We start from the raw sequence: 24,225 nt of genomic DNA on the forward strand, positions 1-24,225 counted from the left end.
TAGCCCTCTGCTTTCACACCGGAAGCCCCGGCGGTAGCGATCCGGAACACAGGCGCCTGCATACCGTTTCCTTCACCGGGGTTTCATCTATCTCGCACGTGCAGAGATCTGTCTGGAATGCATCAGGAAGTTTTTGGGTGAAGCTTTTTTCAAAAAGCTTCGAAAAACGCCGCCTTTTTAAAAAAAGGCGGCGCCCAAAAAACTGTCGTGTTTTTTATCAAGGCTCTCTTTTCCCGCCGCGCCGGATCGAACACACCCGCGCTTAGCTCCAGGCTTTCAGCAGGCGTCTATTACGCGGGATGAATGTCAGGCATCGGTCGCCTGACTATCCTGCTTGACGGGGATCGCCCGGTTGACCGGTGCCGTGGCCAGGGCGATGGCGTCGTATGAAGGCGTGGCAACGTCTTCCGCCTCCCCATCCTGCGGCAGCAGGGCCGCATCGGGCAGTTCACCCTTGGCACAGGCCTGCACGATCCGTTCAAGGTTTTCCCCGATACGCGGATAATCAGCAACCAGCTTGCAGAAATCCCGGGCGCTCATGGTCATGAAGTGACCAAACTGCAACGACCGGCAGGTTGCGGCCACGCGCCCGCCACGAAGCGCTTCTTCCGCACCCAGCACCGCGCCTGCGCCGAAGCGCACATCATGTTTGGGGAAATGGGTTTCCGCCAGTCCGGCACTGATGAAATAGACCGTGCGCACGCTCTGCCCCTGCCGGTACAGCCGTTCACCGGGGGACGTGAAGTGGAGGGACATTTTCATGGCGATGTCATGCAGCACGCCATCGGCGACCCCTTCAAACAGGGGGAAGTTGCGGATACGGCTTTCAATACCGGCACGGATGTTGAATTTCAGCCTGAAATCAAGCTGCTCGCGCCGATGGCCGACATCGCGGTGCAGCTCGCGGTGCAGTTCTTCGCTCAGCAGCGATTCGGACATCAGCGTATCGTATTTTTCCTCTTCCAGACGCAGGGCGATCTGGCGCAGCATCCGGTTTTCCAGTGCCTCGGAATATCCATGATAATGCAGGCGCAGGGTCTGGAGCGCTTCATCTAGCAGTTTGCACTGCCGGTCCAGCACTTCGCCCACGATCTCGCTGATACGGTGGCCCAGTGTCGGCTCCATGCGCTGGCGCATGAAACGTGTCAGCGACAGGGATACGAAATAGGCGATCATCAGCATCTCGAAGCGTTCCGTCATGCAGTACATGAGCGGCGTATCGAAATTGAAACGGTGATGGATCATCTGCGCGATGCGGAAGCGCAGCGATGGCCGCAACCTGCGCCGCAACGCGCGTACATAGCCGAACCGCCCTTCGAGACGCGCGCCATCGACCATCGCCTCGGCGGAGCGCAGCAGCGTTTCCATCACCCGCCGCGACAGGCCCTGTATGCGGAACAGGTCCAGCAGGATGGAACGCTCCCGGTTGGCGATGACGATCAGGGCCAGCGTCACGCGCTGCCGGTCACCCAGCGCGGTATCGAATGTGTTGGCCTGTTCTTCCGCATGGACGCGGCGATCAAGCACATCCACCACCGTGCCGGTTACGGTAGGGGAGAAGCCCAGTTCACCCGCGACCTCACGCGTCTGGTCGCGCACTTCTCCGAGCCCGATGGCAAGGATCTGGTGCCGTAACGCCTGATCGATGGCAGGTAGCTGGTCCAGTTTGAGGAACAGCACCAGATACCGCAGCGACAGCCCGTTCACGAACAGCGTAATCAGCACGAAGCCCGTTGCGATGATACCGATAAAATGCGCGATGCTGCTGGAGACATGCTCGTTTTCCGTCACGGCCAGCGCCAGCGCCAGCGTAATGGCCCCACGCAGTCCACCCCATACCATCGTTACCTTGAACGGTGTCGGCACGGGCGGTGACAGCTTGGTGGCGGCAAGGATGGGCAACATGCCGAACACCACGGCCCCACGGGCCAGCAGCCCTGCGCCGGCGGCCAGCAGGATCAGCACGCAGTCCCACCGCGTCATGCCCACCAGCAGGCGGGGCACCAGCATGGATGCCAGCACAAACACCAGCGATCCCGCCCAGAAGACAAGCTGCTGCCATAGTTCGTTAAGGAACCGCCATGTCTGGGGCCGGAAGGTGGACGGACCGTAAATGGAAATGGTCAGGCCCGAAGCCGCCGTCGCCACCACGCCTGAAAAACCGAGGAATTCATCACACACGATGTAAGACAGGTAAGGCAGCGCCACGGTCAGCGTCACCTCTGCCGCCGGGGCTGCACCCAGTGCGGGGATCATCATGAGCGTGAGCCGCCCGAATACGATACCGATAATCAGGGCGCCGATGAAGGAGACAAGGAACTCCAGCACCGCGCCACCCAGCATGATCTTGTGATGCGAGGTGATGGAGCCAAGCAGGATGGTGAAAATGGAAATCGCGGCGGCATCATTCAGCAGCGCCTCCCCCTCCACAAGGCGGGTCAGGCGGCTGGCGGCCCCGATTTCCTTGAATATCCCCGCCACGGCGGATGGGTCCGTCGTCGCTACGATCGAGCCCAGCAGCAGGCACACCGCCAGCGGCACACCCGCAAAGGGATAGAGCGCGAACCCGATGGTGGCGGTGGAGACGGCAACGGCCACAACGGCCAGAAGCAGGACGGTCGCGGTTTCATGCGCAAGCCTGCGCACATCAATGCCCAGCGCGCCCTGAAACACCAGTATGGGCAGGAAGATCAGCAGGAAGGCTTCGCTGTTAAGCGGAAAATCCAGAAGCGTTTCCGCAGCCCCGCTGAAAATTTCCAGATGGGTATTGCGCAGCACCAGATCGGCCGCGCCACCGATCACGATGCCCACTATGGCAAGCAGAACGGTTTCCGACAGTTCCAGACGGCGGGCAAGCGGCTGGACCGCGCTGACCACAACAAGCAGCACGGCAATAGCCATCAGAATTGCTGCCAGACCCGCTATCTCCATTCAAAACCCTCAACTTTCGGCCATATCATAATTATAGCCTTATCCTACCGGCTGACCATGAACAGATTATGTCCATTGTGTTACAGAGCGGTAGAAACCGGATTATCGAACCAACGCCCAGATGAGAAAGATGTTTTCCGTCGCCCTCGATAATCGAGTATCAATAATGCCACACAGAAGTTGCATTAACAACACGGTCCATATCACATTGCCGTCCGTTTTTCATACGCAGGCCGTATCCGACGTGGCATTCAGCCATGCCTTCACCTGCCCTTCCGGGTCAGGCATGCGGATGAAGTCGGACACGGCGGCAACACAATCCGCTCCGGCAGACAGGCACAGCGGCGCGCGCTCCAGCGTCACTCCCCCGATCGCAACCAGCGGAATCGATCCGATGCGCTGTTTCCACAGGCTCAGCTTTGCCGTGCCCTGCGGTCCCCATGGCATTTTTTTCAGTCTGGTCGGCCATACCGGCCCCAACGCCACATAATCGGGCGCCACGGAAAGCGCACGTTCCAGTTCCGCATCGCTGTGCGTGCTGACACCCAGCCGGATTCCAGCCGCACGGATGGCGGTCAGGTCGGCCGTGTCCAGATCTTCCTGACCCAGATGGATGTAATCCACCCCTTCCTCAATCGCGATGCGCCAGTAATCATTCACGACCAGACAGACGCCGTACTGACGCGCATGACCGATACCCGCACGGATTTCCCGGCGCAGGTCATCCGTCGCCATATCCTTCAGCCGCAACTGGATCAGGCTGGCGCCCGCCCGCCCCAGACGCGCAACCCAGTCCGCCGTGTCCACCACCGGGTAGATCCGTGAGGGAAGCGGCATGCTCATAACACCGCCTGCCCGATGACGGGGGTGGAAGGCACCGCCATATCACGCTCTTCCATCGGATCGGCCAGATAGGCCATGCGCCCGGCTTCCACCGCCATGGCGAAGGCACGGGCCATCTGCGCCGGATCACCCGCCCTGGCGACCGCGGTATTGATCAGGACCGCGTCATATCCCAGTTCCATCGCCTGTGCCGCGTGGGAGGGCACGCCGATACCGGCATCGACCACCATCGGCACATCGGGAAAATGCGCCCGCAGCGCCCGCAGGCCGAACAGGTTGTTCAGTCCCTTGCCCGAACCGATAGGCGCGCCCCATGGCATCAGGACTTCACATCCCGCGCGCAGCAGGCGTTCCGCCCCCACCAGATCCTCGGTCATGTAGGGAAAGACGTTGAAGCCATCTTCCGTCAGGATACGCGCGGCCTCAACCAGCGCGAACATGTCTGGCTGCAGGGTGTCGGATTCGCCGATCACCTCCAGCTTGATCCAGTTCGTTCCGAATACCTCACGCGCCATCTGCGCGGTGGTTACGGCCTCACGGGCCGTATGACAGCCCGCCGTATTGGGCAGGACCGGCACGCCAAGGGCGCGGATCAGTTCCCAGAATGACTGCCCCGCCCGTGCGTGCGCCGCCTCCCGCCGCAGGGAAACCGTCACCACCCCCGCACCGGCGCGACGGACCGCATCCGTCAGGATTTCGGGCGATGGGTACTGCGCCGTGCCCAGCATGAGGCGCGACGCCAGTTCGGTGCCGTAGAAAAGGGTCATTGTCTTTATCCTCCCTGCATCGGGGCCAGGATTTCCACCCGCGCGCCTTCATGCAGGGGCATGGATGCCCGCCTGCCCGCCGCGACAAAGCTGCCATCAACCGCTGTCGCCACGCGGGCCGTACCCTGATAGCCCAGTTCGTCCAGCAACGCCGCAAGCGTGGGCGCCCTTACGTCGTGACGTTCGTCATTTACCAGAATCTGCATGTCCATCTCCTTTGCGGGAGGTATCACCCGTTACCGAACACGATATCGGCCGCATCGGCTGCCCGGACGGGTGAGAGCAGGAAACCGTGCCGGTACATTCCATTGATGTGGATATGCCGCCCTTCCCGCCTGACCGCAGGCATATTGTCGGGAAAGGACGGACGCAGGCCGGTACCGGTTTCCAGTATTTCCGCTTCGCCAAAGGCGGGATGAAGGGCGTAGACCGCGCCCAGCATTTCCGCCATCGACCGCAGGGTCATGGACCCCGCGTTTTCGCTTTCGATCATCGTGGCACCTACCATGTATACATGGTCAGCGCGCGGCACGATATAAATGGGTATGCGCGGATGAAGCATGCGCACGGGGCGGTGCAGCGTTACATCCGGGCAGCGCAGCAGCAGCATCTCGCCCCGGACACCGCGCATGTCCGCCATCTGGTCACGCGCGGCAATCCCCGTGCAGTCCACCACCCAGTCATATCCGCCTGTCCCGACCGTCCGGGGCACGTCGAACGTGATCCGTCCCCCCAGATCAACAAGACGGGCCGCGAGCGCGGTCAGCGCATCACGCGGGTTCACATGGCCCTCACCGGCAAAGAACAGGCCCGTGGAGAAACGGTCCGCCAGATCGGGTTCCAGTTCCGTGATTCCCGCTTCACCAATGGTGGAAAAATGGGATGTCCGCCGCCCGAAACGCGCGACTTCGCGCACATCACGCGCGGGCGCCAGAACAAGGGTGCCATTGCGCGTCACACCGGGCACATGCGCGTCCCACCAGTCGAGGGAAGAAAGGGACTGCTCCGTTACCTCCCGCGTTGCGGATTCAGCCTCGCACCATGGTGCCAGCATGCCCCCGGCGTACCACGACGCACCAGAACCGACACGGGCACCGTGTTCATGAACATGAACCCGCGCGCCCCGTTCCGCCAGTGTTACGGCAGCAGTCAGCCCGGAAACCCCCGCCCCACGCACAAGGACAGACGGACCCGCCGCGGGGGAGAATGCCGTTTGTTCTGCCATGTGCCTGATGCCCCTGTTCAGATAGATCGTGTTCGCCGCACAGTGTGCCTGTTAAGCGCCTGTGTCTATTCAACAGTGACGGATTTCGCCAGGTTGCGCGGCTGGTCCACATCCGTGCCCCGCAGCAGTGCCACCTCATAGGCCAGTATCTGCACGGGAATGGTCTGCAGGATCGGGGCCACGAATTCATCAACCGTCGGAATCGCCACCACACATTCCGCGATATCGCGCAGGCGGGGCGCGCCCTCCATATCCGTAAACACCAGCAGGCGGCCACCACGGGCTTTGGCTTCCTGCAGGTTGGACAGGGTCTTGTCGAACAGCGGCCCCGAAGGCACCGTCGCCACGACCGGCACCGTGCTGTCGATCAGCGAGATGGGGCCATGCTTCATTTCGCCCGCCGCATAGGCTTCCGCATGGATATAGGAAATTTCCTTGAGCTTCAGCGCCCCCTCAAGGGCTACGGGGAACATTGCCCCCCGCCCCAGATAGAGGACATCGCGCGCTTCGGCCACGATGGCGGCCATGCGGCGGATTTCGTCATGCCGTTCGAACACTTCCGTCGCCTTGCTGGGCAGGTCGAGCAGGTGCGTGACCATGCTTTCTTCCTGTGTCGCATCCAGCAGTCCCCGCGCGCGGCCAAGGGCAATGGTCAGGCAGGCCAGCACGGAAAGCTGCGCAGTAAAGGCCTTGGTGCTGGCAACCGAGATTTCAGGCCCGGCCACGGTGCCCAGTACGGCGTCGCTTTCCCGCGCCATGGTGCTCTGCTCAACATTCAGCACCGATACGATGTGCTGACCGGCGGCGCGCATGCCGCGCAGGGCGGCGAGCGTGTCCGCCGTCTCACCGGATTGGGAGATGAGCAGCCCGAGCCCACCCTGCGCCAGTGGCGGATTGCGGTAGCGCATCTCGCTCGCCACATCGATATCGACAGGCAGGCGGCCATACTGCTCGATCCAGTACCGTCCGATCATGCCTGCATAAAAAGCGGACCCGCAGGCCGTCACCACCGCGCGCGGCACGCTGGCGAGGTCGAAGGGCAGTTCGGGCATCACGACCCGGCGGGTCGCCGGGTCGATCAGGCGCTGCAGGGTCTGGCCGATCACGACCGGATGCTCGTGCAGTTCCTTTTCCATGTAATGCCGGTAGCCATCCTTGCCCACGGCGGCTGCGATCAGCGCGGTCACCTTGATCGGGCGATCGACCTGATTGCCCGCCATGTCAAAGAACGTGGCCCCTTCGCGTGTGATCACCGCCCAGTCGCCATCATCCAGATAGGCGATACGGCGGGTCAGCGGCGCGAGGGCGAGGCTGTCCGAACCAAGGAACATCTCGTTATCGCCAAAACCGACCACCAGCGGGGCGCCGTGGCGCGCGCCGATCACCATGCCATCGTGACCGGCGAAGATCATGGCCAGTGCGTAGGCCCCTTCGAGCCGTTTCAGGCAGGCATGCGCGGCCTCACGCGGGGAAAGGCCGCGCTGGAGGTGGTAGTCCACCAGTTGCGCAATGGTTTCGCTGTCGGTTTCGGTGGAGAAAACCTGACCTGCTTCTTCAAGCTCTCGGCGCAGTTCCTCGAAATTCTCGATAATGCCATTATGCACGACCGAAACCCGTTCCGTCCCGTGCGGGTGGGCATTGTTTTCCGTGGGCGCGCCATGGGTGGCCCAGCGCGTATGCCCGATACCTGTCACGCCGGGCAGCGGCATGCGTGCCAGCAGGGTCGCCAGATGGTCCAGCTTGCCCGCCGCGCGACGTCGTTCGACCAGCCCGTGTTCCAGTGTCGCGATGCCAGCGGAATCGTAACCACGATATTCCAGACGGCGCAGGGCATCAAAAATAACCGGCGTGGCCTGATTGCTGCCGACAACCCCTACTATGCCACACATCAGCCCTGTTCCTTCTTGTTCTTCAGTTTTTGACGGAATGCCTGCGCATATCCGTCCCTGTTGGACTGGCGGGCACGACCAAAGGCCATGGCCCCGTCAGGCACGTCCTGCGTGATCACGCTGCCTGCAGCCGTGATGACACCATCGCCCACCCTTACCGGGGCCACCAGCACCGAATCCGAGCCGATGAAGCTATCGGCCCCGATTTCCGTCTGGTGCTTGAACACGCCATCATAATTGCAGGTAATGGTGCCCGCGCCGATATTGGCCCCACTACCCACCGTGGCGTTGCCCAGATAGGTCAGGTGACTGGCCTTGGCCCCGGCCCCCAGCGTCGTGGCCTTGATTTCCACAAAGTTGCCTACGCGCGCGCCCTCACCCACATCACTTCCGGGGCGCAGGCGGGCATAGGGGCCGATACTGGCGTCCGGACCGACAACAGCGCCTTCGACATGGGAAAAGGCATGGATTTCCGTGCCGCGCCGTATATGCACGCCGGGGCCGAACACCACATGCGGGTGGACAACCGTATCAGGTTCCAGCACCGTATCCACGCACAGAAAAACGGTATCGGGTGCAATCAGGGTCGTGCCTGCCGCCATGACCGCCTGACGCAGCCGGGCCTGCACGCAGGCTTCCGCCATGGCCAGTTCGGCGCGGGAATTGATGCCCCGCAACTCATCCTCGGGTGCTACGACAGCCCGCACGCGGCCTCCGTCGGCTACGGCGCACGCCACCACGTCGCCCAGATAATATTCGCCCTGTGCGTTGTCGTTGCGGATTTCAGACAGCCAGCGGCGGAAATCGCCCGCACTGGCGCACAGCACACCGGCGTTGCACAGGCCGATGGCACGTTCCTGCTCATTGGCATCAGCCCATTCCACAATGCGCGTGACCTGATCATCCTGCATGACGACACGGCCATACCGCCCCGGATCAGCCGGTTCCATGGCCAGAAGGGCCAGCGCCGTATCATCGCGCCGTTTGCGCTCCAGCAGCGCGCGCATCGTGCCTGACGTGATAAGCGGGTTATCACCATACAGCACCGCGACATCCCCGGTCCCGAATGCTTCTTCCGCCTGTCGTGCTGCATGGCCCGTGCCAAGCCGGTCATGCTGGACCACCACGGCATGAGGCGCGGCAAGGGCGGCCACATCCTCCATGCCGGGACCGACAACCACAACGATCCGGTCAAATACCTGTGCTGCGTTATCGATCAGGTAACGCAGCATGGGCTGCCCGGCCAGCGGATGCATGACCTTGGGCCGTTCCGATTTCATGCGCGTGCCCCGGCCCGCGGCGAGAATGACGGCTGTCGACATGGAAGAAGCCGGGGAGGATACTACGGTATCTGTCTGGGTATTCATGGCATTGTGCGCGTACTCCGCTGCTGACCGCCCTGTCAAACCCTTATCCGTGCGCGCTATCATCACTTAGAATTTCCGATTGCTACTTCAGCATTCCGACCGTCAGAGGAACCTATCATGACCGTCTCCCTGCCCCGTCTGGCCGTGTTCGATATGGATGGCACGCTGATCGACAGTCTTCCCGATCTGGCCGCCTGTGCCAACCGTCTCCTGTCGCATTACGGCCTGCCCCCCATAACCCCGGATCTTGTACGCCCCATGATCGGCGACGGGGTGACGGTACTTGTCGCCCGCCTGCTGGACCATGCAGGACCGGCTGCGGCCAGCATTGACCGGACTGAAGCCGTAACCCGCTACATGGCTGACTATACGCCCCATTCAACCGACCTGTCCCGCCCCTTTCCCGGCACGATCGGCATGCTGGAAGGGCTGCGCGATGCAGGCTGGCACATGGCCGTATGCACCAATAAACCCGTGGCCGCCGCACGGCATATCCTGAAGGTTCTGGATCTGGAGGACTGGTTCATCGCCGTTGGCGGTGGCGACAGCTTCAGCACCCGCAAGCCTGACCCGCGCCACCTGCTGGGCACCATAGAACTGGCCGATGGCAGCGCGCACCGTGCCATCATGACAGGCGATCATCATAACGACATGGCCACCGCCATCGGCGCGCATGTGCCCGCCATCTTCGCCCGCTGGGGCTATGGCCGCCCGGAAATGGAAGCGGGCGCCACGGTCGGGGCCGATTCCATTTCCGAAATCACGCATCTGGCGGGTGAACTGCTACCCGCCTGACCGATCAGACGTCGAGATTGGCGACCTTCAGCGCATTGCCAACAATAAAGTCCCGACGCGGCTCGACCACATCCCCCATAAGGGTGGAGAAAACCTGAGCCGCGTTTTCCACGTCGCCGACCCGGACCTGCAGCAGCGTACGCATGGCGGGGTCGAGCGTGGTTTCCCACAACTGCTCGTCATTCATTTCACCCAGGCCCTTGAAGCGGTTGATCGACAGCCCCTTGCGCCCCTGCGCCAGAATCCGCTCATACAGCGAAGCCGGGCCGTTGAAGCTATGTGCGCTGCCATCCAGCAGCAGGTCCACCGGCCTGCCGAAATCGGCCAGCAGCCGCTCATGCCGTTCCGCCAGCCAGCGCACTTCCGCGCTGCGCAGGGCAAGGCTTTCGAGCCGGTAGACTTCCCCCACACCGCGCACGCTGCGCGCCATTTCCAGCCCGCTTTCGCTGGCGGCAATTTTCCAGCCCCGTTCGGCCGGGGGCGATACCGCATCCAGACGGGCCTGAAGATCGACAACGCGTTCCGGCACCGCCTGAATATCCGCGCGCAGCACACCGGCAATGGCCGCCTGCTCCAGTACCCATACCGGCACACGGGATGACAGGCGTGAAAGCGCACGGGTTACGTCGCGGATGAACAGTACGTCTGCGCGCATGGCGTCGCCATCCACCGTACGGCCATCGGCATAACGCAGCGACGCATTGGCCAGCGCCTTGTCCAGCAGGTAGGATTCAAGGGCGGCATCGTCCTTCAGATACCGTTCGTCATTACCACGCTTGGCGCGGTACAGCGGCGGCTGGGCGATATAGAGATACCCGTTTTCGATCAGTTCCGGCATCTGACGGAAGAAGAAGGTCAGCAGCAGGGTACGGATATGGGAGCCGTCAACGTCAGCGTCAGTCATGATGACGATGCGGTGGTAGCGCAGTTTCTCGATCGAAAAACCACCATGTTCCACATCACCACGCCCGATGCCCGTGCCCAGCGCCGTAATCAGCGTGCCGATTTCAGCCGAACCCAGCATGCGGTCGAACCGCGCGCGCTCGACATTCAGGATTTTGCCCTTCAGCGGCAGAATCGCCTGAAAACGCCGGTCACGTCCCTGCTTGGCGGTCCCACCGGCCGAGTCACCCTCGACGATGAACAGTTCGGAGCGTGAGGGATCGCGTTCCTGACAGTCCGCAAGCTTGCCCGGCAGGGATGAAATATCCAGCACCCCCTTGCGCCGGGTCAGTTCACGCGCACGGCGCGCGGCTTCACGCGCGGCGGCGGCATCCATCACCTTCGCCACGATGTGACGGGCTTCCTTGGGATGGGTTTCAAACCAGTGGGCGATCATGTCCGCCGCCGCGGCATGCACCACCGGCTGCACTTCGGAAGAGACCAGCTTGTCCTTGGTCTGGGACGAGAATTTGGGGTCCGGCACCTTGACCGACAGCACGGCGGTCAGCCCCTCGCGCATGTCCTCGCCATTCAGGGCGTGGCTGTCCTTCTTGCTGGCATTGGCTTCGGCATAACGGCCCACCACGCGGGTCAGGGCCTGACGGAAACCGGCCAGATGGGAACCGCCATCACGCTGCGGAATGTTGTTTGTGAAGCACAGCATGGTTTCATGGAAACTGTCGTTCCATGTCAGGGCGAATTCGACCTTGATGCCGTTTTCCTCGTTCTGCAGGCTGCCGGTGATGGGGGGTTCGACAATCGCGTTCTTGCCCTGATCCAGCCATTCGACAAAGGCGCACAGACCGCCTTCATAAAAGAAATTCTCTTCGCGCGCGGGGCTATGCCGTTCATCGCGCAGCACGATCCGCATGCCGGAATTGAGAAAAGCCAGTTCCCGCAGGCGTCGTTCAAGAATCGGGAATTCAAATTCGACCTTTGCAAAGGTCTCGGCACTGGGCTTGAACGTGACCTGCGTGCCGCGCGGCTCGGCGCTTTCGCCCACAACACGCAGCGCCTCATCGCGTTCGCCGCCACGGAAGCGGATCACATGTTCCTTGCCTTCACGCCAGATGCGCACTTCCATCCATTCGGACAGGGCGTTCACCACGGCGGCGCCCACGCCATGCAGGCCGCCCGACACCTTGTATGAATTCTGGTTGAACTTGCCACCGGCATGCAGCTTGGTCAGCACGACCTCGGCAGCGCTCACCCCTTCCTCGTGGTGCATGTCGGTGGGAATGCCGCGTCCGTCATCACGCACGCTGACACTGCCATCGCCATTCAGCGTGACGGTGCAGCAGGTTGCGAAACCGGCCTGGGCCTCGTCCACGGCGTTGTCGATGATCTCGAACGCCATATGGTGCAGGCCGGAGCCGTCATCGGTATCGCCAATATACATGCCGGGGCGCTTTCGCACCGCATCCAGTCCCCGCAGAACCGAGATGGATGCCGCATCATAGTCAGCCGGGGGAACGATGCCGCCCTCGACCTCGACATCGGGTTTCTGATCGGGACTGGATTGATCGGACATGCCGGCAGATGCTCCACAGCGCATAACAATAAAATAACTGAACGCATTATAGCCCGAACCGGGTGACGGAACCAGCATTCCTCACCGGAATCATGCACCGTGAGCAAGATTACCTTCGCCCGGTGTTACGAATTCCGCAGTTTCACGCAACGGTGCGAATTGTTCAGGGTCCGTTCCCGTCAGCATGACGCCCGTATCCATCCGTTCAATGGCGCGGAACAGGGCAGACCGCCGCATATCATCCAGATGTACCAGCGGTTCATCAAGCAGCAGCATCGGGGCCCGCCCCCGGCAGGCTGTCAGGGTCCGGGCATGCGACAGGACAATCCCCACCAGCAGCGCCTTCTGCTGGCCGGTGCTGGACAGATGCGCCGACCGCCCGGTCAGACGGTCAGCCATACGCAGATCGGTACGATGCGCACCGAAACGGCAGCCGCCCCGCTGGCGATCCAGTGCGCGTGCCTGCGCCATCTGCTCGGCCAGCCAGTCTTCCACCGCAAGGGCCGGCGAGACATCCAGCCGGGCGGCTATGACGCAGTCGAGTTCCAGCAGGGCGGCGGGGAAACCGTCCTGTGTGGCCAGTTCATCGGCATTCAGCCGGGCGACCATATCGCTGCGCGCCGCAACGGCAGCAACAGCATGACGCGCCATGGTCCGCTCCAGCGCCGTCAGCCAGTCGGTATCCGCCGTGCGCTGCGCCAGCAGACGGTTACGCTGCACCATCGCCCGCTCATGGGCGGCGAGTTCACGGCCATGTCCCGGTTCAAGGGCCAGTACCAGACGGTCCAGAAAACGGCGGCGACCACCTGCCCCTTCCTGAAACAGGCGATCCATCTGCGGTGTCAGCCAGACGGCTGCAAAATGTTCGGAAAGGGCATCCCGGTTACGCTGGGCCTGTCCATCGATATGGAATACCCGGCGTTCGGGACGTAACGGGTCGGCTCCGGTCGCAAGCTGGACGGACAGGGCGTCATCCCCATCCATGCCCGCAACCTGCGCCACAACACCCCACAGGGTTGCGCCATGGCGGGGCAGTTCATCCATCCGGGCGCCCCGCAGGCCACGCCCCGGCACCAGCAGCGACACCGCTTCAAGCAGGTTGGTCTTGCCGCTGCCATTCGGCCCGGTAATGACGGTAACCTGCCGTTCCGGCTGCCACGACAGATGCCGGTAATTACGGAAATCCGTCAGCGCCAGCCATGTTATCCAGGCCATGCGACCTGAAAACCGCGTGCGATCACACGCGCATCGGCATCAGCACATACAATGCGGACGGACTGTCCACATCACGCACGATGGTCGGCGCTGAACTGTCGGAAAAAGCGAATTCCACTTCCTTTTCCACCTGATCGGTAATGTCATTCAGGTAGCGGGCCTGAAATCCGATCTCGATCGGGGCGGCGTCGTAGGAGACGTGGTTTTCATCCAGTTCTTCCGTCGCCGTGCCCTGATCCTGACTGGCGGCGGAAAGAGTAAGCAGGTTGGGCGTCATGCTCAGCTTGACCGGGCGCGAACGCTCCTGACTGATCGCGGCCACACGGGCCACGGCATCGGAAAAGATCTTCTTGCCCACACGCAGGATCTTGTCATTCCCGTGCGGAATCACGCGCTCATATTCCGGGAAGGTTCCGTCGATCAGCTTGGAAGTCAGGGTAATGCTGCCAATGGAGAACTGGATACGGGTATCGGACAGGGTCACGTCCACCTGCTCCGCCCCTTCATCAAGCAGCTTGCGCAGCTCCCCCACGGTCTTGCGCGGCACGATCACGCCCGGCATGCCCGCACTGCCCGCAGGCAGGTCGGTTTCGACACGGGCCAGACGATGCCCGTCCGTGGCCACCGCGCGCAGCACCGGCCCCGCATCGCCTTCGGCCACATGCAGGAAAATACCGTTGAGGTAGTAGCGCGTCTCTTCCGTGGAAATGGCGAAACGGGTGCGGTCGATCAGACCACGCAGCACGGTGGCAGGAATACGGAATTCATGCGGCAGGCTGCCCGCCATCATGGACGGAAAATCGTCCACGCTCAGCACGTTCAGACTTGTCGCGAACCGCCCCGCCCGCAGGCCCAGCGGCGCATCGCCCCCGGCGTGATCCAGTTCGACCAGCGCGCCATCGGGCAGCTTGCGCACAATTTCATACAGCACCGCGGCAGGCGCCGTAACAGCGCCATCACGCAGCGTTTCCGCCGCGACGCGCTCGACAACCGCGATTTCCATGTCGGTCGCCGTCAGGGTCATGGCGCCATCGACGACGTTGATCAGCACGTTCGCCAGAATGGGGATCGTATTGCGCTTCTCGGCAACGCTCTGGATATGGGCCAGTGCCTTGAGCAGCGTTACGCGGTCAGCCTTCAATTTCATCGGTACGATATCCTCCACACCCCGCCGCGTCCGCCCATACGAACATGCGGGGGCGACATATCTAGCAGGCGGGGGTTACAGCGGTAAAGGGGTGCGCGAACGGGAAATGCCCGTCAGCTTTCAAGCATGCGGCGCAGCAGTTCCACGTCCTCGGCAAAGGCGGGGTCCTGTTCCATCAGTTCCGTCACGCGTGATACGGCGTGCATGACCGTGGTGTGGTCACGATTGCCGAACTTGCGGCCGATTTCGGGCAGGGAACGGCTGGTCAACTGCTTGGCCAGATACATCGCCACCTGACGCGGGCGCGCCACGGCCCGCGCCCTGCGGGCGGAGGACATGTCGGTCAGGCGGATATTCCAGTGTTCGGCCACCTTGCGCTGGATTTCCTCGATGGTGACGCGCCGGTCATGCGCCTTGAGGATGTCATGCAGCACATCCTGCGTCGCCTCCAGCGTGACGGGGCGACCAAACAGGTTGGCATGGGCGATCAGGCGGTTCAGCGCGCCTTCGAGCTCACGCACGTTGGACGTGATCTTGTGCGCAAGGAATTCCAGCACCTTGGCAGGCACCATGACGCCAGAGGCCGTGGCCTTGGCCTCCAGAATGGAAATACGCAGCTCAAACGTGGTGGCGTGGATATCCGCCACCATGCCACAGCCAAGACGCGTGCGCAGCCTGTCCTCCAGCCCCGACAGGTCGGAGGGGGACTTGTCGGCGGAAACGACGATCTGCCGCCCGGCGTCAACCAGCGCATTGAAGGTATGGAAGAATTCTTCCTGCGTGTTGTCCTTGCCGATCAGGAACTGGAGATCGTCGATCATCAGCACATCGACCGAGCGCAACTGCTCCTTGAACTCCATCGTGGACTGGGAGCGGATGGCCGCGATGAAGCGGTACATGAACTTTTCAGCCGACATGTAGGCGACTGAAACCCGCCCCTCACGCAGTAGCTCGGCACCGATCGCATGCATGAGATGCGTCTTGCCCAGCCCGACGCCGCCATACAGAAACAGCGGATTGAATCCGGGGCTGGAGGGCCGCTCGGCCACGCGGCGCGCGCAGGCGTAAGCAAACTCGTTCGGCTTGCCGACCACAAAGGTATCGAAGGTAAAGCGGGGGTCCAGCGGGGCGGCCAGATCGCTGCGGACTTCGGCCTGACGCGGTTCCTCGACCGGTGCGGGTGCTGCCGCCAGCGCTGGCGGCCTGGCATGCGCTACGGGAATATCCGGCGTGGGCGCGTCCTCGCCCGCGGGCTCAGCCGGCGCGGCATCCGGTCGGGCGACCTGAAGTTCCACGCGGCGGATGGCGGGCACTTCGGCATTCCACAGCGTGCCAAGACGGTCACCATACTGCCCGCGCACCCAGTCACGCAGGAATCGGGTGGGCAGGTAAAGGGTGATCTCGTCCTCATCGACCGGGCCGACCGTGATCTGGCGCAGCCACGTGCGGTATTCGACTTCACCGACTTCGACCTTCAGCCGTTCGCAGATGCGCGACCAGTGAATGGCGAGCACGCTTTTCTGTGCGTTGGCTTCCGCAACCGCGTCATAGCCTTCCAGTCCGCCCGTCATATCCGCTCCCGGCTACATAGGGCACGCGCAGCCAGCACCTGCCGCCCGTACCCCCGCTCATTCATACAGTCTGCAACGCCGTCAATCCCGCGCAAGGCGGCCAGTCGCACAGGATACGACCCACCACCCTGACCTGCTGGCCAAGATTACCGATGACGTTGAAATTATCCGCGTAAACTAGAGCAGGGAATCGGACGAAGCAACGGGAATCTGCCCCGGATTCGTCAAAACCCGATCACAGCGGGACGATATGAAAAACAAAAAAGGCCGCTATCACCACTAATGGCGATATACGACCTTCTTCATTACTTCCGTGATTCTTTCAGATGAAAGAAACCGGTCGTATTTTACGCCGCAGCAAGGGACTTGATGCGGGCGGACAGGCGGGAAATACGGCGGGCAACGGTGTTGGCATGCAGCACACCCTTGCCGACCGCACGCTGCAGTTCCGGCTGGGCTGCGCGCAGGGCAACAGCGGCGTCGTCCTTCTTGCCCGAAGCGATCGCCACTTCGACCTTCTTGACGAAGGTGCGCACGCGCGAAAGGCGGGCCGTGTTGCGGGCGTTGCGACGTTCGTTCTGACGGATGCGCTTACGCGCGGAAGCTGTATTGGCCATTGCTCTCAGTTCATCTGCATAAATCAGGTTACGGCGGTCCGCCACCCGATCGTTGCGGACATCCCATATCAGGCTGGCGATCTAGTCCACCCTGACGGCATTCGTCAAGACAAGTCTTTACCAAAATCGTTTTCATCAGCCTGCAGGCGCGGACAGAAGAAGGTGGACCGCCCGGACTGGGTGATCCGCACCACACCGTCACACCCCGGCGGACCGGGACACTCCGGGCATCCCGTCCCCTCACGCCCATAGACGCGCCAGGCATGCTGAAAATAACCCAGTTCCCCGTCCGGTTGCACATAATCACGCAGGCTTGACCCGCCAGCGGCGATCGCTTCTTCCAGCACGATGCGGATCTGGGTGACGAGGGTGGCATATTCAGCCTCACTTACATCCCCTGCCGCGCGTGCGGGATGAATGCGCGCCCGGAACAGGGCTTCGGATACATATATATTACCCAACCCCGCCACGACGCGCTGATCCAGCAGCAGGGCCTTGATGCTGCTGCGCCGCCCCCTGCCCTTCTGCGCCAGCCATGCGCCATCAAAGCGGTTGCCCAGCGGTTCCGGCCCCATGCCAGACAGCAGACGATGGGTTTCCACCTTGTCCGCCGCGACCAGATCGACCATGCCGAACCGGCGCGGATCGACAAGCCCGCAACGCGCGCCCTCGCGTGTTTCGATAACCAGATGTTCATGCCGGGCGGGCGGGGCCACGGGTTCATCCGCATCCGGGCGCGACAGCACGATGCGCCCCGACATGCCCAGATGCAGCAGCGCAACCATGCCGCCCGACAACGTTATGAGAATATATTTGCCACGCCGGGCGAATCCATCCACCCGCCGTCCCGACAGTGCTTTGGCCAGGCCGGGCGGAAATGGCCATCGCAGGCCGGTATGGTGCGTGCTGGCGTAGGAAATTGTGTGACCTTCAAGATGCACTCGCATCCCGCGCATCACAGTTTCGACTTCAGGGAGTTCCGGCATGGCCTCATCTGGGGTTATACCTGTGCATCATGACCGACAATAGCCAGCCATACCATCCCTCCCCTTCCGCAGGCCGTCCCGATGACCGCCACGCGGATACCACCGATTTCGGCTTCCGCGATGTGCCATTGCGGCAGAAGAAATCCCTCGTCCGCGATGTCTTTGACAGCGTTGCCTCCAAATACGACATCATGAACGACGTGATGTCACTGGGCATCCATCGCGCGTGGAAGCGGATTTTCGTCAACGAACTCGCCCCCCACCCCGATCTGTCCCTGCTCGACCTGGCCGGGGGCACGGGCGATATTTCGTTCGGCTGGCTGCGCGGTGGCGGCGGTCCCGCCATCCTGTCCGACATCAATGTAAGCATGCTGACCGTTGGCCGTAACCGGGCGCTGGACCGTGGGCTGGTTTCGGGCCTCAACTTCCTTGCCGTCGATGCGGAAGCGATTCCGCTGGCCGACAACTCGGTTGACCGCGTGTCCATCGCCTTTGGCCTGCGCAACTGCACGGACAAGCTGCAGGTCCTGCGCGAGGCACGCCGCATCCTGCGACCGGGCGGGCGGTTCCTGTGCCTTGAATTTTCCCGCGTGCAGGTGGCGGCCTTCGCGCCGGTTTACGACGCATGGTCCTTCCATGTCCTGCCCCGCATGGGGGCGGCCATTGCGGGCGACCGCGAAAGCTACCAGTATCTGGCCGAAAGCATCCGCATGTTCCCCGATCAGGAAACGCTGGCGGACATGATGCGCGAAGCGGGGCTGGAGCGCGTAAGCTACCAGAACCTTTCCGGTGGAATCGCGGCCATCCATTCCGGCTGGCGCATCTGATGACGGGGCGGGCGGATCGGTCTGTCCTGCTGATCGTATGCGGGGGAATCGCCGCCTACAAGGCGCTGGACCTGATCCGCAGGCTGGGTGAACAGGGCATACGCGTCCGCACGGTCCTGACGGAAGCGGGCGCGCGATTCGTCACCCCCATGGCGCTGCAGGCCCTGAGCGGGGAACGTGTCTTCACCGACCTGTTCTCCCTGACCGATGAGAGCGAGATGGGACATATCGCCCTGTCCCGCGCCAGTGACCTGATCGTGGTCTGCCCCGCCACCGCCAACATGCTTGCCCGCATGGCCACGGGACAGGCCGACGATCTGGCCACCACCGTCCTTCTGGCCACCGACACACCCGTTCTGGTGGCACCGGCGATGAATGTGCGGATGTGGGAACACCCCGCCACGCAGGCCAATACCGCCACGCTGCGGGCGCGCGGCGTGGAATTCGTTGGGCCTGACACAGGACGCATGGCCTGCAATGAAACCGGGCCGGGACGACTGGCGGAGCCTGACGCCATCCTTGCCGCCATCGTGCACAGGCTGGATGGAGAACGCCCGCTGGCAGGCCGCAGGGCGCTTGTCACGGCAGGCCCCACGCATGAACCGGTTGACCCGGTGCGCTACCTCGCCAACCGTTCATCGGGCACGCAGGGCTATGCCATTGCGCGCCTGCTGGCGGAAGCGGGCGCGGATGTCACACTGGTCAGCGGGCCGACCACCCTGCCCGACCCGCCCGGCATGCATGTGATACGCATCGAGACGGCACGGGAAATGCTTGCGGCCTGCACCAGCGCCCTGCCGTGCGACATTGCCGTATGCGCCGCCGCCGTGGCGGACTGGCACATTGCCGCCGCCATGCAGAAAATCAAGAAAACGGATGACGGCAGGCCGCCCGAACTCCGCCTCAGCCCCAATCCCGATATTCTGGCCACGCTCAGCCGGTCTGCATCCGCGCGTCCGCGTCTGGTCATCGGTTTCGCGGCGGAAACCGAACATGTCATTGCGCACGCCACCGCCAAGCGCCTGCGCAAGGGATGTGACTGGATCGTCGCCAATGATGTCAGTCCTGCCACCGGCATCATGGGCGGGACGGAAAACGAGGTGACACTGATCGACGCCAGCGGGGCCGAACACTGGCCCCGGCTGGACAAGACACAGGTCGCCCGCAGGCTGGTCGCGCGAATCGCCACATTCATGCATACACAACCTGAGACTGAAATTACCTGACGGACCCCTGCCATGAGTTTTTCCATCCAGCCCATCCGCGTCCGCCGCCTTGCCCATGCGCGGGACCTGCCGCTGCCTGCCTACGCGACCGATGGCGCGGCTGGCATGGACCTGCTGGCCGCCGTGATCGATCCGGTAACGGTCTGGGCGGGCGCACGCGCGCTGATCCCCACGGGCCTGTGCGTAGCATTGCCGCGTGGATACGAACTCCAGATCCGCCCGCGTTCCGGTCTGGCGCTGAAGCATGGCATTACCCTGCCCAATGCCCCCGGCACGATTGATGAGGATTACCGGGGCGAAATCGGCGTCATCATCCTCAACACCGGCAGCGAGCATTTCGTGGTCGAACGCGGCATGCGCATTGCACAGGCGGTACTGGCCCCCGTCGTGCGCGGCGAATGGGTCGAATATTCGGAACTGGAGGAAACGCAGCGCGGCGCGGGCGGATTTGGCAGTACGGGCACGGCAGGGTGACGGAAACCGGGCTATCAGGGAACCTGCGCGTCCGCCCCAATATCGCGGACCTGCTCGGCCTGCTGGCGATCATGGCCGCGGCCGTTGTCATTGCCACGGCAGGGCGGCACATGCTGGTGCCCATTCCACCCAGTGAGGCCGGGACCATCCATCTCAGCCCCCTGTGGCTGCCCGCCTACGCAGTGCGGACGACGCTGCGCATGTTCGCAGCCCTTGGCGCATCGCTGGTCTTTACGTTTACCTACGCGGTGTGGGCAGCCAAGAGCAGGCGCGCGGGACAGGTGCTGATCCCGCTGCTGGATATCCTGCAATCGGTTCCTATCCTTGGCTTCCTTACCTTTACCGTCGTCTTTTTCCTTGGCCTGTTTCCGGGCCGGATGATGGGGGCTGAACTGGCCGCCATCTTCACCATCTTTACCAGTCAGGCATGGAACATGGCCTTTGCCATGTATCAGGCGCTGCGTACCGTGCCCCCTGATCTGGAAGAAGCGGCGCGCTGCTTCGGCCTGACCCCGTGGCAGCGCTTCTGGCGGCTGGAAGTGCCCTTCGCCATTCCTTCGCTTGTATGGAACACCATGATTTCCATGTCGGGCGGATGGTTCATGGTCGTCTATTCCGAAACGATCACCGTCGGCAACACGGACATCGCCCTGCCCGGCATCGGTTCCTATGTCGGCGTGGCGATCGAACAGCGCAATATCTGGGCCATTTTCTACGCCATCGTGGCGATGCTGGCCGTAATCCTTGCCTATGACCAGTTGCTGTTCCGTCCGCTGGTGGCATGGTCCGCCCGCTTCCAGACCGACGATGGCGCCACTGTCAGCGCCCCCGATCCATGGGTGCTGAGCCTGCTGCGCCGCACCCACCTGCTGCGCCAGATCTGCCTGCGCACGGGCGACATCGCAACACGCATCGGCTGGCTGGCGCTTGGCCGCAGGCCTTCCGCCCCGGTACGCCCGATCATTCCCTCCCGCGTTGTGGACGTGGCATGGATTGCGGCACTGATCGTGTTTGCCATTACGGTAGGGGAGAAAACCTGGGTCTACGGCAGCGCACATTACACCCTGCGCCAGATCGCGCATGTCATCACGCTGGGCGGGTTCACGCTGCTGCGGGTTGCGATTACGGTTTTCATTGCGTCCCTGATCTGGGTGCCACTTGGAATCTGGCTGGGACTGTCCCCCCACCGCGCCCGCAGGGCACAGATGGCCGCGCAGTTCATGGCGGCTTTCCCCGCCAACCTGTTCTTCCCGCTGGTGGTGGTCGGGATCGTGCACTGGCATCTCAACAGCAATATCTGGCTGACGCCCCTCATGCTGCTGGGCACGCAGTGGTATATCCTGTTCAATGTCGTGGCAGGCGCGTCATCCTATCCCGGTGACCTGCTGGAAGCGGCGCGGAACTTCCACGTAAAGGGCTGGCTGTGGTGGTGGCGCGTGATGCTGCCGGGCCTGACGCCCTTTTTCATAACCGGGGCGCTGACGGCTTCAGGCGGCGCATGGAATGCAGCAATCGCGACCGAGGTTGCAAGCTGGGGCGACACCACGCTCAGCGCGCAGGGGCTTGGGGCCTATATCGCCCATGCGACAGTCGCGGGCGCGACCGATCAGGTTGGGCTGGGCATGGTGGTGATGGCCGCCTTCGTGCTGCTGCTCAATCGCGCCCTGTGGCGTCCGTTATCCAATTATGCCGCCCGGCATTTCACTTTTGACTGAGAGTACATGATGCAGCAGCCCCCCGCCCCCAACAGGCAGACGACAGGGACGGAGCTTGTCCGGATCATCGACTGCCGACAGGCTTACCACAAGGAAAGCTCGGCGGATCTTGTGGTTCTGGACGGGGTCAACCTGAGCATACGCAGTGGCGAAATCGTGGGGCTACTGGGGCGTTCAGGTTCGGGCAAATCGACCCTTCTGCGCATCATCGCGGGCCTGCTGCCACCCACGGCAGGCGAAGTGATCTGGAAAGGCAGCAGGCTGACCGGCCCCGCGGATGGCATTTCCATGGTGTTCCAGTCCTTTGCGCTGTTCCCCTGGCTGACGGTGCAGAAAAATGTTGAACTGGGGCTGGAAGCACAGGGCGTTCCCCCGGCCGAGCGCCTGAAACTGGCGGAAGACGCCATCAGCCTGATTGGTCTGGGCGGGTATGAAAACGCCTACCCGAAGGAACTGTCCGGTGGCATGCGCCAGCGCGTGGGGCTTGCCCGCGCGCTGGTGGTCAAGCCGGACCTGCTGCTGATGGATGAACCGTTTTCCGCGCTGGATGTGCTTACGGCGGAAAACCTGCGTACGGATCTGGTGGAACTGTGGGCCGAAAAAAAGCTGCCCATCCAGTCGATCCTGCTCGTGACCCATAATATCGAGGAAGCGGTGCTGATGTGCGACCGTATCCTCATATTCTCCTCCAATCCGGGGCGGGTGGCGCATGAACTGCAGGTGCCTTTTGAGCATCCGCGTAACCGTGAAGATCTGGCCTTCCGCCAGTTTGTCGACCGTATCTACGCGCTCATGACCCGTCGCGCGCCCGTGGTGTCGGAAGCCGACATGACGGACCCGGACCTGAAACGCGTCCAGATTTCAGCCGATGCCGTCCCCCTGCCCCAACTGCCCATGAATACGCTTGTCGGCATGATGGAAACGCTGGCTGCGGACCCGCTGCATGGCCGCGCCGACCTGCCCCTGCTGGCCAGCCGGCTGCAACTGGAACTGGATGATCTTTTCCCGCTGGGTGAATCCCTGCAACTGCTGGGTTTTGCGGAACTGGAGGACGGGGACATCCTGCTCACGCCCGAAGGCATGCGTTTTGTCCAGAGCGAGCATGACATCCGCAAGCATATCCTGTGGCACAACATGCTGCACAACATCCCCATGGTGCGGACCATCCGCGCCGTTCTGGACGAACGTCCCAACCATCGCGCCAGCGCCGAACGCTTCCGCGATGAACTGGAAGACAGCATGTCGCCCCCCTATGCCCGCCAGACATTGCAGACACTGATCGGCTGGGCGCGTTATGCGGAACTGTTCGATTTTGACGAAGAAGCCGACCAGCTTTTCCTTGATGATGAGGCCGAGTGACGGCATCGCAGCCATCACGCATCCGCTGGACCCTGTGCACGGACGGCAGCCGATCCCGCAATCGTGAAACGGCAACAGCCAGACTTACCTGTGCCCCGTATGGGGAACAGGTCAGGGAAAACCGGTGCGAGGATAATGGGAAATTGCCGCCCTCTGGTCGCCCCATAAAGAACGGCATGGGCCTTTTCCTGTGTGCGCAGCGCAAACAGGGGCGCCGATCCGTGCGGGATCCCTAGCTGGCGGCTGTCACCAGCCGATCCCGGAACAGGCGGCGCATCTTGGCGATTTTGGGCGGGATGACCGCGCTACAGAAGGGGTTGCCCGGATTACGCGCGAAGTAATCACGATGGTAATCTTCCGCAGGCCAGAAATGGGCCAGCGGCGCGATCTCGGTCACAATCGGGTTGGACCAGACGCCTGATTTGTCCATCTCGTCGCGAACGGCGAAAGCTGTCTTTTCCTGCTCCGCGCCCTGCCAGTAAATGGCGGAACGATATTGCGTACCCACATCGTTGCCCTGCCGGTTCAGCGTGGTGGGATCGTGCATAACAAAGAAAATACGCAGCAGATCGGCACAGGAAATTTGGGTGGGATCAAAGGTCACACGCACGACCTCCGCATGGCCGGTGCGCCCCGTGCAGACCTGTTCATATGTGGGATCGGGCGTTTCACCACCGGCATAACCCGGTTCGATGGCATGCACGCCGCGCAATTCCTTGAGCGGCGCTTCCACACACCAGAAGCAGCCCCCACCTATCACCAGTGTTTCCAATGCGAGAACGGTCATCGTGCTTCCCT

20 protein-coding genes are annotated in these 24,225 nt (G+C 62.5%); 6 read left to right on the forward strand and 14 right to left on the reverse strand.

The window, feature by feature from the left end:
• Window positions 1-306: 306 nt before the first annotated feature.
• The 7 genes from ACBR42_RS08760 to glmU all read right to left on the reverse strand — a co-directional run bounded on the left by ACBR42_RS08760 (window position 307) and on the right by glmU (window position 9,022).
• Window positions 307-2,931 carry a cation:proton antiporter gene (locus tag ACBR42_RS08760; protein ID WP_110547227.1) on the reverse strand — a complete coding sequence of 875 codons (2,625 nt, stop codon included), beginning with the start codon at window positions 2,929-2,931 and terminating at the stop codon, window positions 307-309.
• 222 nt (window positions 2,932-3,153) lie between these two features.
• Window positions 3,154-3,774, reverse strand: coding sequence for a thiamine phosphate synthase (locus ACBR42_RS08765; protein WP_371207755.1), 621 nt, complete (start codon window positions 3,772-3,774; stop codon window positions 3,154-3,156).
• A complete protein-coding gene (locus tag ACBR42_RS08770) occupies window positions 3,771-4,541 on the reverse strand; it encodes a thiazole synthase (protein WP_110547225.1) in 771 nt (256 codons plus the stop codon). Before ACBR42_RS08770 ends, ACBR42_RS08765 begins: the two co-directional genes overlap by 4 nt.
• A 5-nt stretch (window positions 4,542-4,546) precedes the next feature.
• A complete protein-coding gene (gene thiS / locus ACBR42_RS08775; protein ID WP_102324791.1) occupies window positions 4,547-4,747 on the reverse strand; it encodes a sulfur carrier protein ThiS in 201 nt (66 codons plus the stop codon).
• Between the two features lie 23 nt (window positions 4,748-4,770).
• Window positions 4,771-5,766, reverse strand: a complete 996-nt coding sequence (gene thiO / locus ACBR42_RS08780) for a glycine oxidase ThiO (protein WP_371207756.1) — start codon at window positions 5,764-5,766, stop codon at window positions 4,771-4,773.
• 65 nt (window positions 5,767-5,831) lie between these two features.
• Window positions 5,832-7,655: a glutamine--fructose-6-phosphate transaminase (isomerizing) gene (glmS, locus tag ACBR42_RS08785; RefSeq protein ID WP_110547223.1), complete on the reverse strand. Its 1,824-nt coding sequence runs from the start codon at window positions 7,653-7,655 to the stop codon at window positions 5,832-5,834.
• A complete protein-coding gene (glmU, locus tag ACBR42_RS08790) occupies window positions 7,655-9,022 on the reverse strand; it encodes a bifunctional UDP-N-acetylglucosamine diphosphorylase/glucosamine-1-phosphate N-acetyltransferase GlmU (RefSeq protein WP_371207758.1) in 1,368 nt (455 codons plus the stop codon). Before glmU ends, glmS begins: the two co-directional genes overlap by 1 nt.
• Window positions 9,023-9,139: 117 nt before the next feature.
• Between glmU and ACBR42_RS08795 the strand changes: the two genes are divergently transcribed.
• A complete protein-coding gene (locus tag ACBR42_RS08795) occupies window positions 9,140-9,817 on the forward strand; it encodes an HAD hydrolase-like protein (RefSeq protein WP_207918708.1) in 678 nt (225 codons plus the stop codon).
• Window positions 9,818-9,821: 4 nt separating this feature from the next.
• Here ACBR42_RS08795 and gyrB read toward each other — a convergent pair whose 3' ends face one another.
• From gyrB to mutM, 6 genes are all read right to left on the reverse strand, one after another.
• Window positions 9,822-12,368 (reverse strand): DNA topoisomerase (ATP-hydrolyzing) subunit B, encoded by a 2,547-nt coding sequence (gene gyrB / locus ACBR42_RS08800; RefSeq protein WP_102324334.1) that lies wholly within the window; start codon window positions 12,366-12,368, stop codon window positions 9,822-9,824.
• A 12-nt stretch (window positions 12,369-12,380) separates the two neighbouring features.
• Window positions 12,381-13,505, reverse strand: a complete 1,125-nt coding sequence (recF, locus tag ACBR42_RS08805) for a DNA replication/repair protein RecF (RefSeq protein ID WP_371207759.1) — start codon at window positions 13,503-13,505, stop codon at window positions 12,381-12,383.
• 22 nt (window positions 13,506-13,527) lie between these two features.
• Window positions 13,528-14,652, reverse strand: coding sequence for a DNA polymerase III subunit beta (dnaN, locus tag ACBR42_RS08810; RefSeq protein WP_110547220.1), 1,125 nt, complete (start codon window positions 14,650-14,652; stop codon window positions 13,528-13,530).
• Window positions 14,653-14,765: 113 nt separating this feature from the next.
• On the reverse strand, window positions 14,766-16,223 hold the full coding sequence (gene dnaA / locus ACBR42_RS08815) for a chromosomal replication initiator protein DnaA (RefSeq protein WP_371207760.1): 1,458 nt from the start codon (window positions 16,221-16,223) through the stop codon (window positions 14,766-14,768).
• 347 nt (window positions 16,224-16,570) lie between these two features.
• On the reverse strand, window positions 16,571-16,840 hold the full coding sequence (gene rpsT, locus ACBR42_RS08820; protein WP_102324338.1) for a 30S ribosomal protein S20: 270 nt from the start codon (window positions 16,838-16,840) through the stop codon (window positions 16,571-16,573).
• Window positions 16,841-16,944: 104 nt separating this feature from the next.
• Window positions 16,945-17,826 (reverse strand): bifunctional DNA-formamidopyrimidine glycosylase/DNA-(apurinic or apyrimidinic site) lyase, encoded by an 882-nt coding sequence (gene mutM, locus ACBR42_RS08825; protein ID WP_371207761.1) that lies wholly within the window; start codon window positions 17,824-17,826, stop codon window positions 16,945-16,947.
• A 29-nt stretch (window positions 17,827-17,855) separates the two neighbouring features.
• Between mutM and ACBR42_RS08830 the strand changes: the two genes are divergently transcribed.
• The 5 genes from ACBR42_RS08830 to ACBR42_RS08850 are packed head-to-tail and all read left to right on the forward strand — an operon-like array spanning window position 17,856 to window position 23,427.
• Window positions 17,856-18,653, forward strand: a complete 798-nt coding sequence (locus tag ACBR42_RS08830) for a class I SAM-dependent methyltransferase (protein WP_102324340.1) — start codon at window positions 17,856-17,858, stop codon at window positions 18,651-18,653.
• Complete coding sequence (gene coaBC / locus ACBR42_RS08835) at window positions 18,653-19,879, forward strand: bifunctional phosphopantothenoylcysteine decarboxylase/phosphopantothenate--cysteine ligase CoaBC (protein ID WP_371207763.1); 1,227 nt, start codon at window positions 18,653-18,655, stop codon at window positions 19,877-19,879. Before ACBR42_RS08830 ends, coaBC begins: the two co-directional genes overlap by 1 nt.
• Before the next feature lie 12 nt (window positions 19,880-19,891).
• Window positions 19,892-20,353 (forward strand): dUTP diphosphatase, encoded by a 462-nt coding sequence (dut, locus tag ACBR42_RS08840; RefSeq protein ID WP_102324342.1) that lies wholly within the window; start codon window positions 19,892-19,894, stop codon window positions 20,351-20,353.
• A complete protein-coding gene (locus ACBR42_RS08845; protein WP_371207764.1) occupies window positions 20,350-22,068 on the forward strand; it encodes an ABC transporter permease in 1,719 nt (572 codons plus the stop codon). The genes dut and ACBR42_RS08845 overlap by 4 nt, the downstream gene beginning before the upstream one ends.
• Before the next feature lie 6 nt (window positions 22,069-22,074).
• On the forward strand, window positions 22,075-23,427 hold the full coding sequence (locus ACBR42_RS08850; protein WP_102324344.1) for an AAA-associated domain-containing protein: 1,353 nt from the start codon (window positions 22,075-22,077) through the stop codon (window positions 23,425-23,427).
• 232 nt (window positions 23,428-23,659) lie between these two features.
• Here ACBR42_RS08850 and msrA read toward each other — a convergent pair whose 3' ends face one another.
• A complete protein-coding gene (gene msrA / locus ACBR42_RS08855; RefSeq protein WP_371207765.1) occupies window positions 23,660-24,214 on the reverse strand; it encodes a peptide-methionine (S)-S-oxide reductase MsrA in 555 nt (184 codons plus the stop codon).
• Window positions 24,215-24,225: the final 11 nt, after the last annotated feature.

Source organism: Komagataeibacter sp. SM21, assembly GCF_041402665.1.
GTDB lineage: Bacteria > Pseudomonadota > Alphaproteobacteria > Acetobacterales > Acetobacteraceae > Komagataeibacter > Komagataeibacter saccharivorans.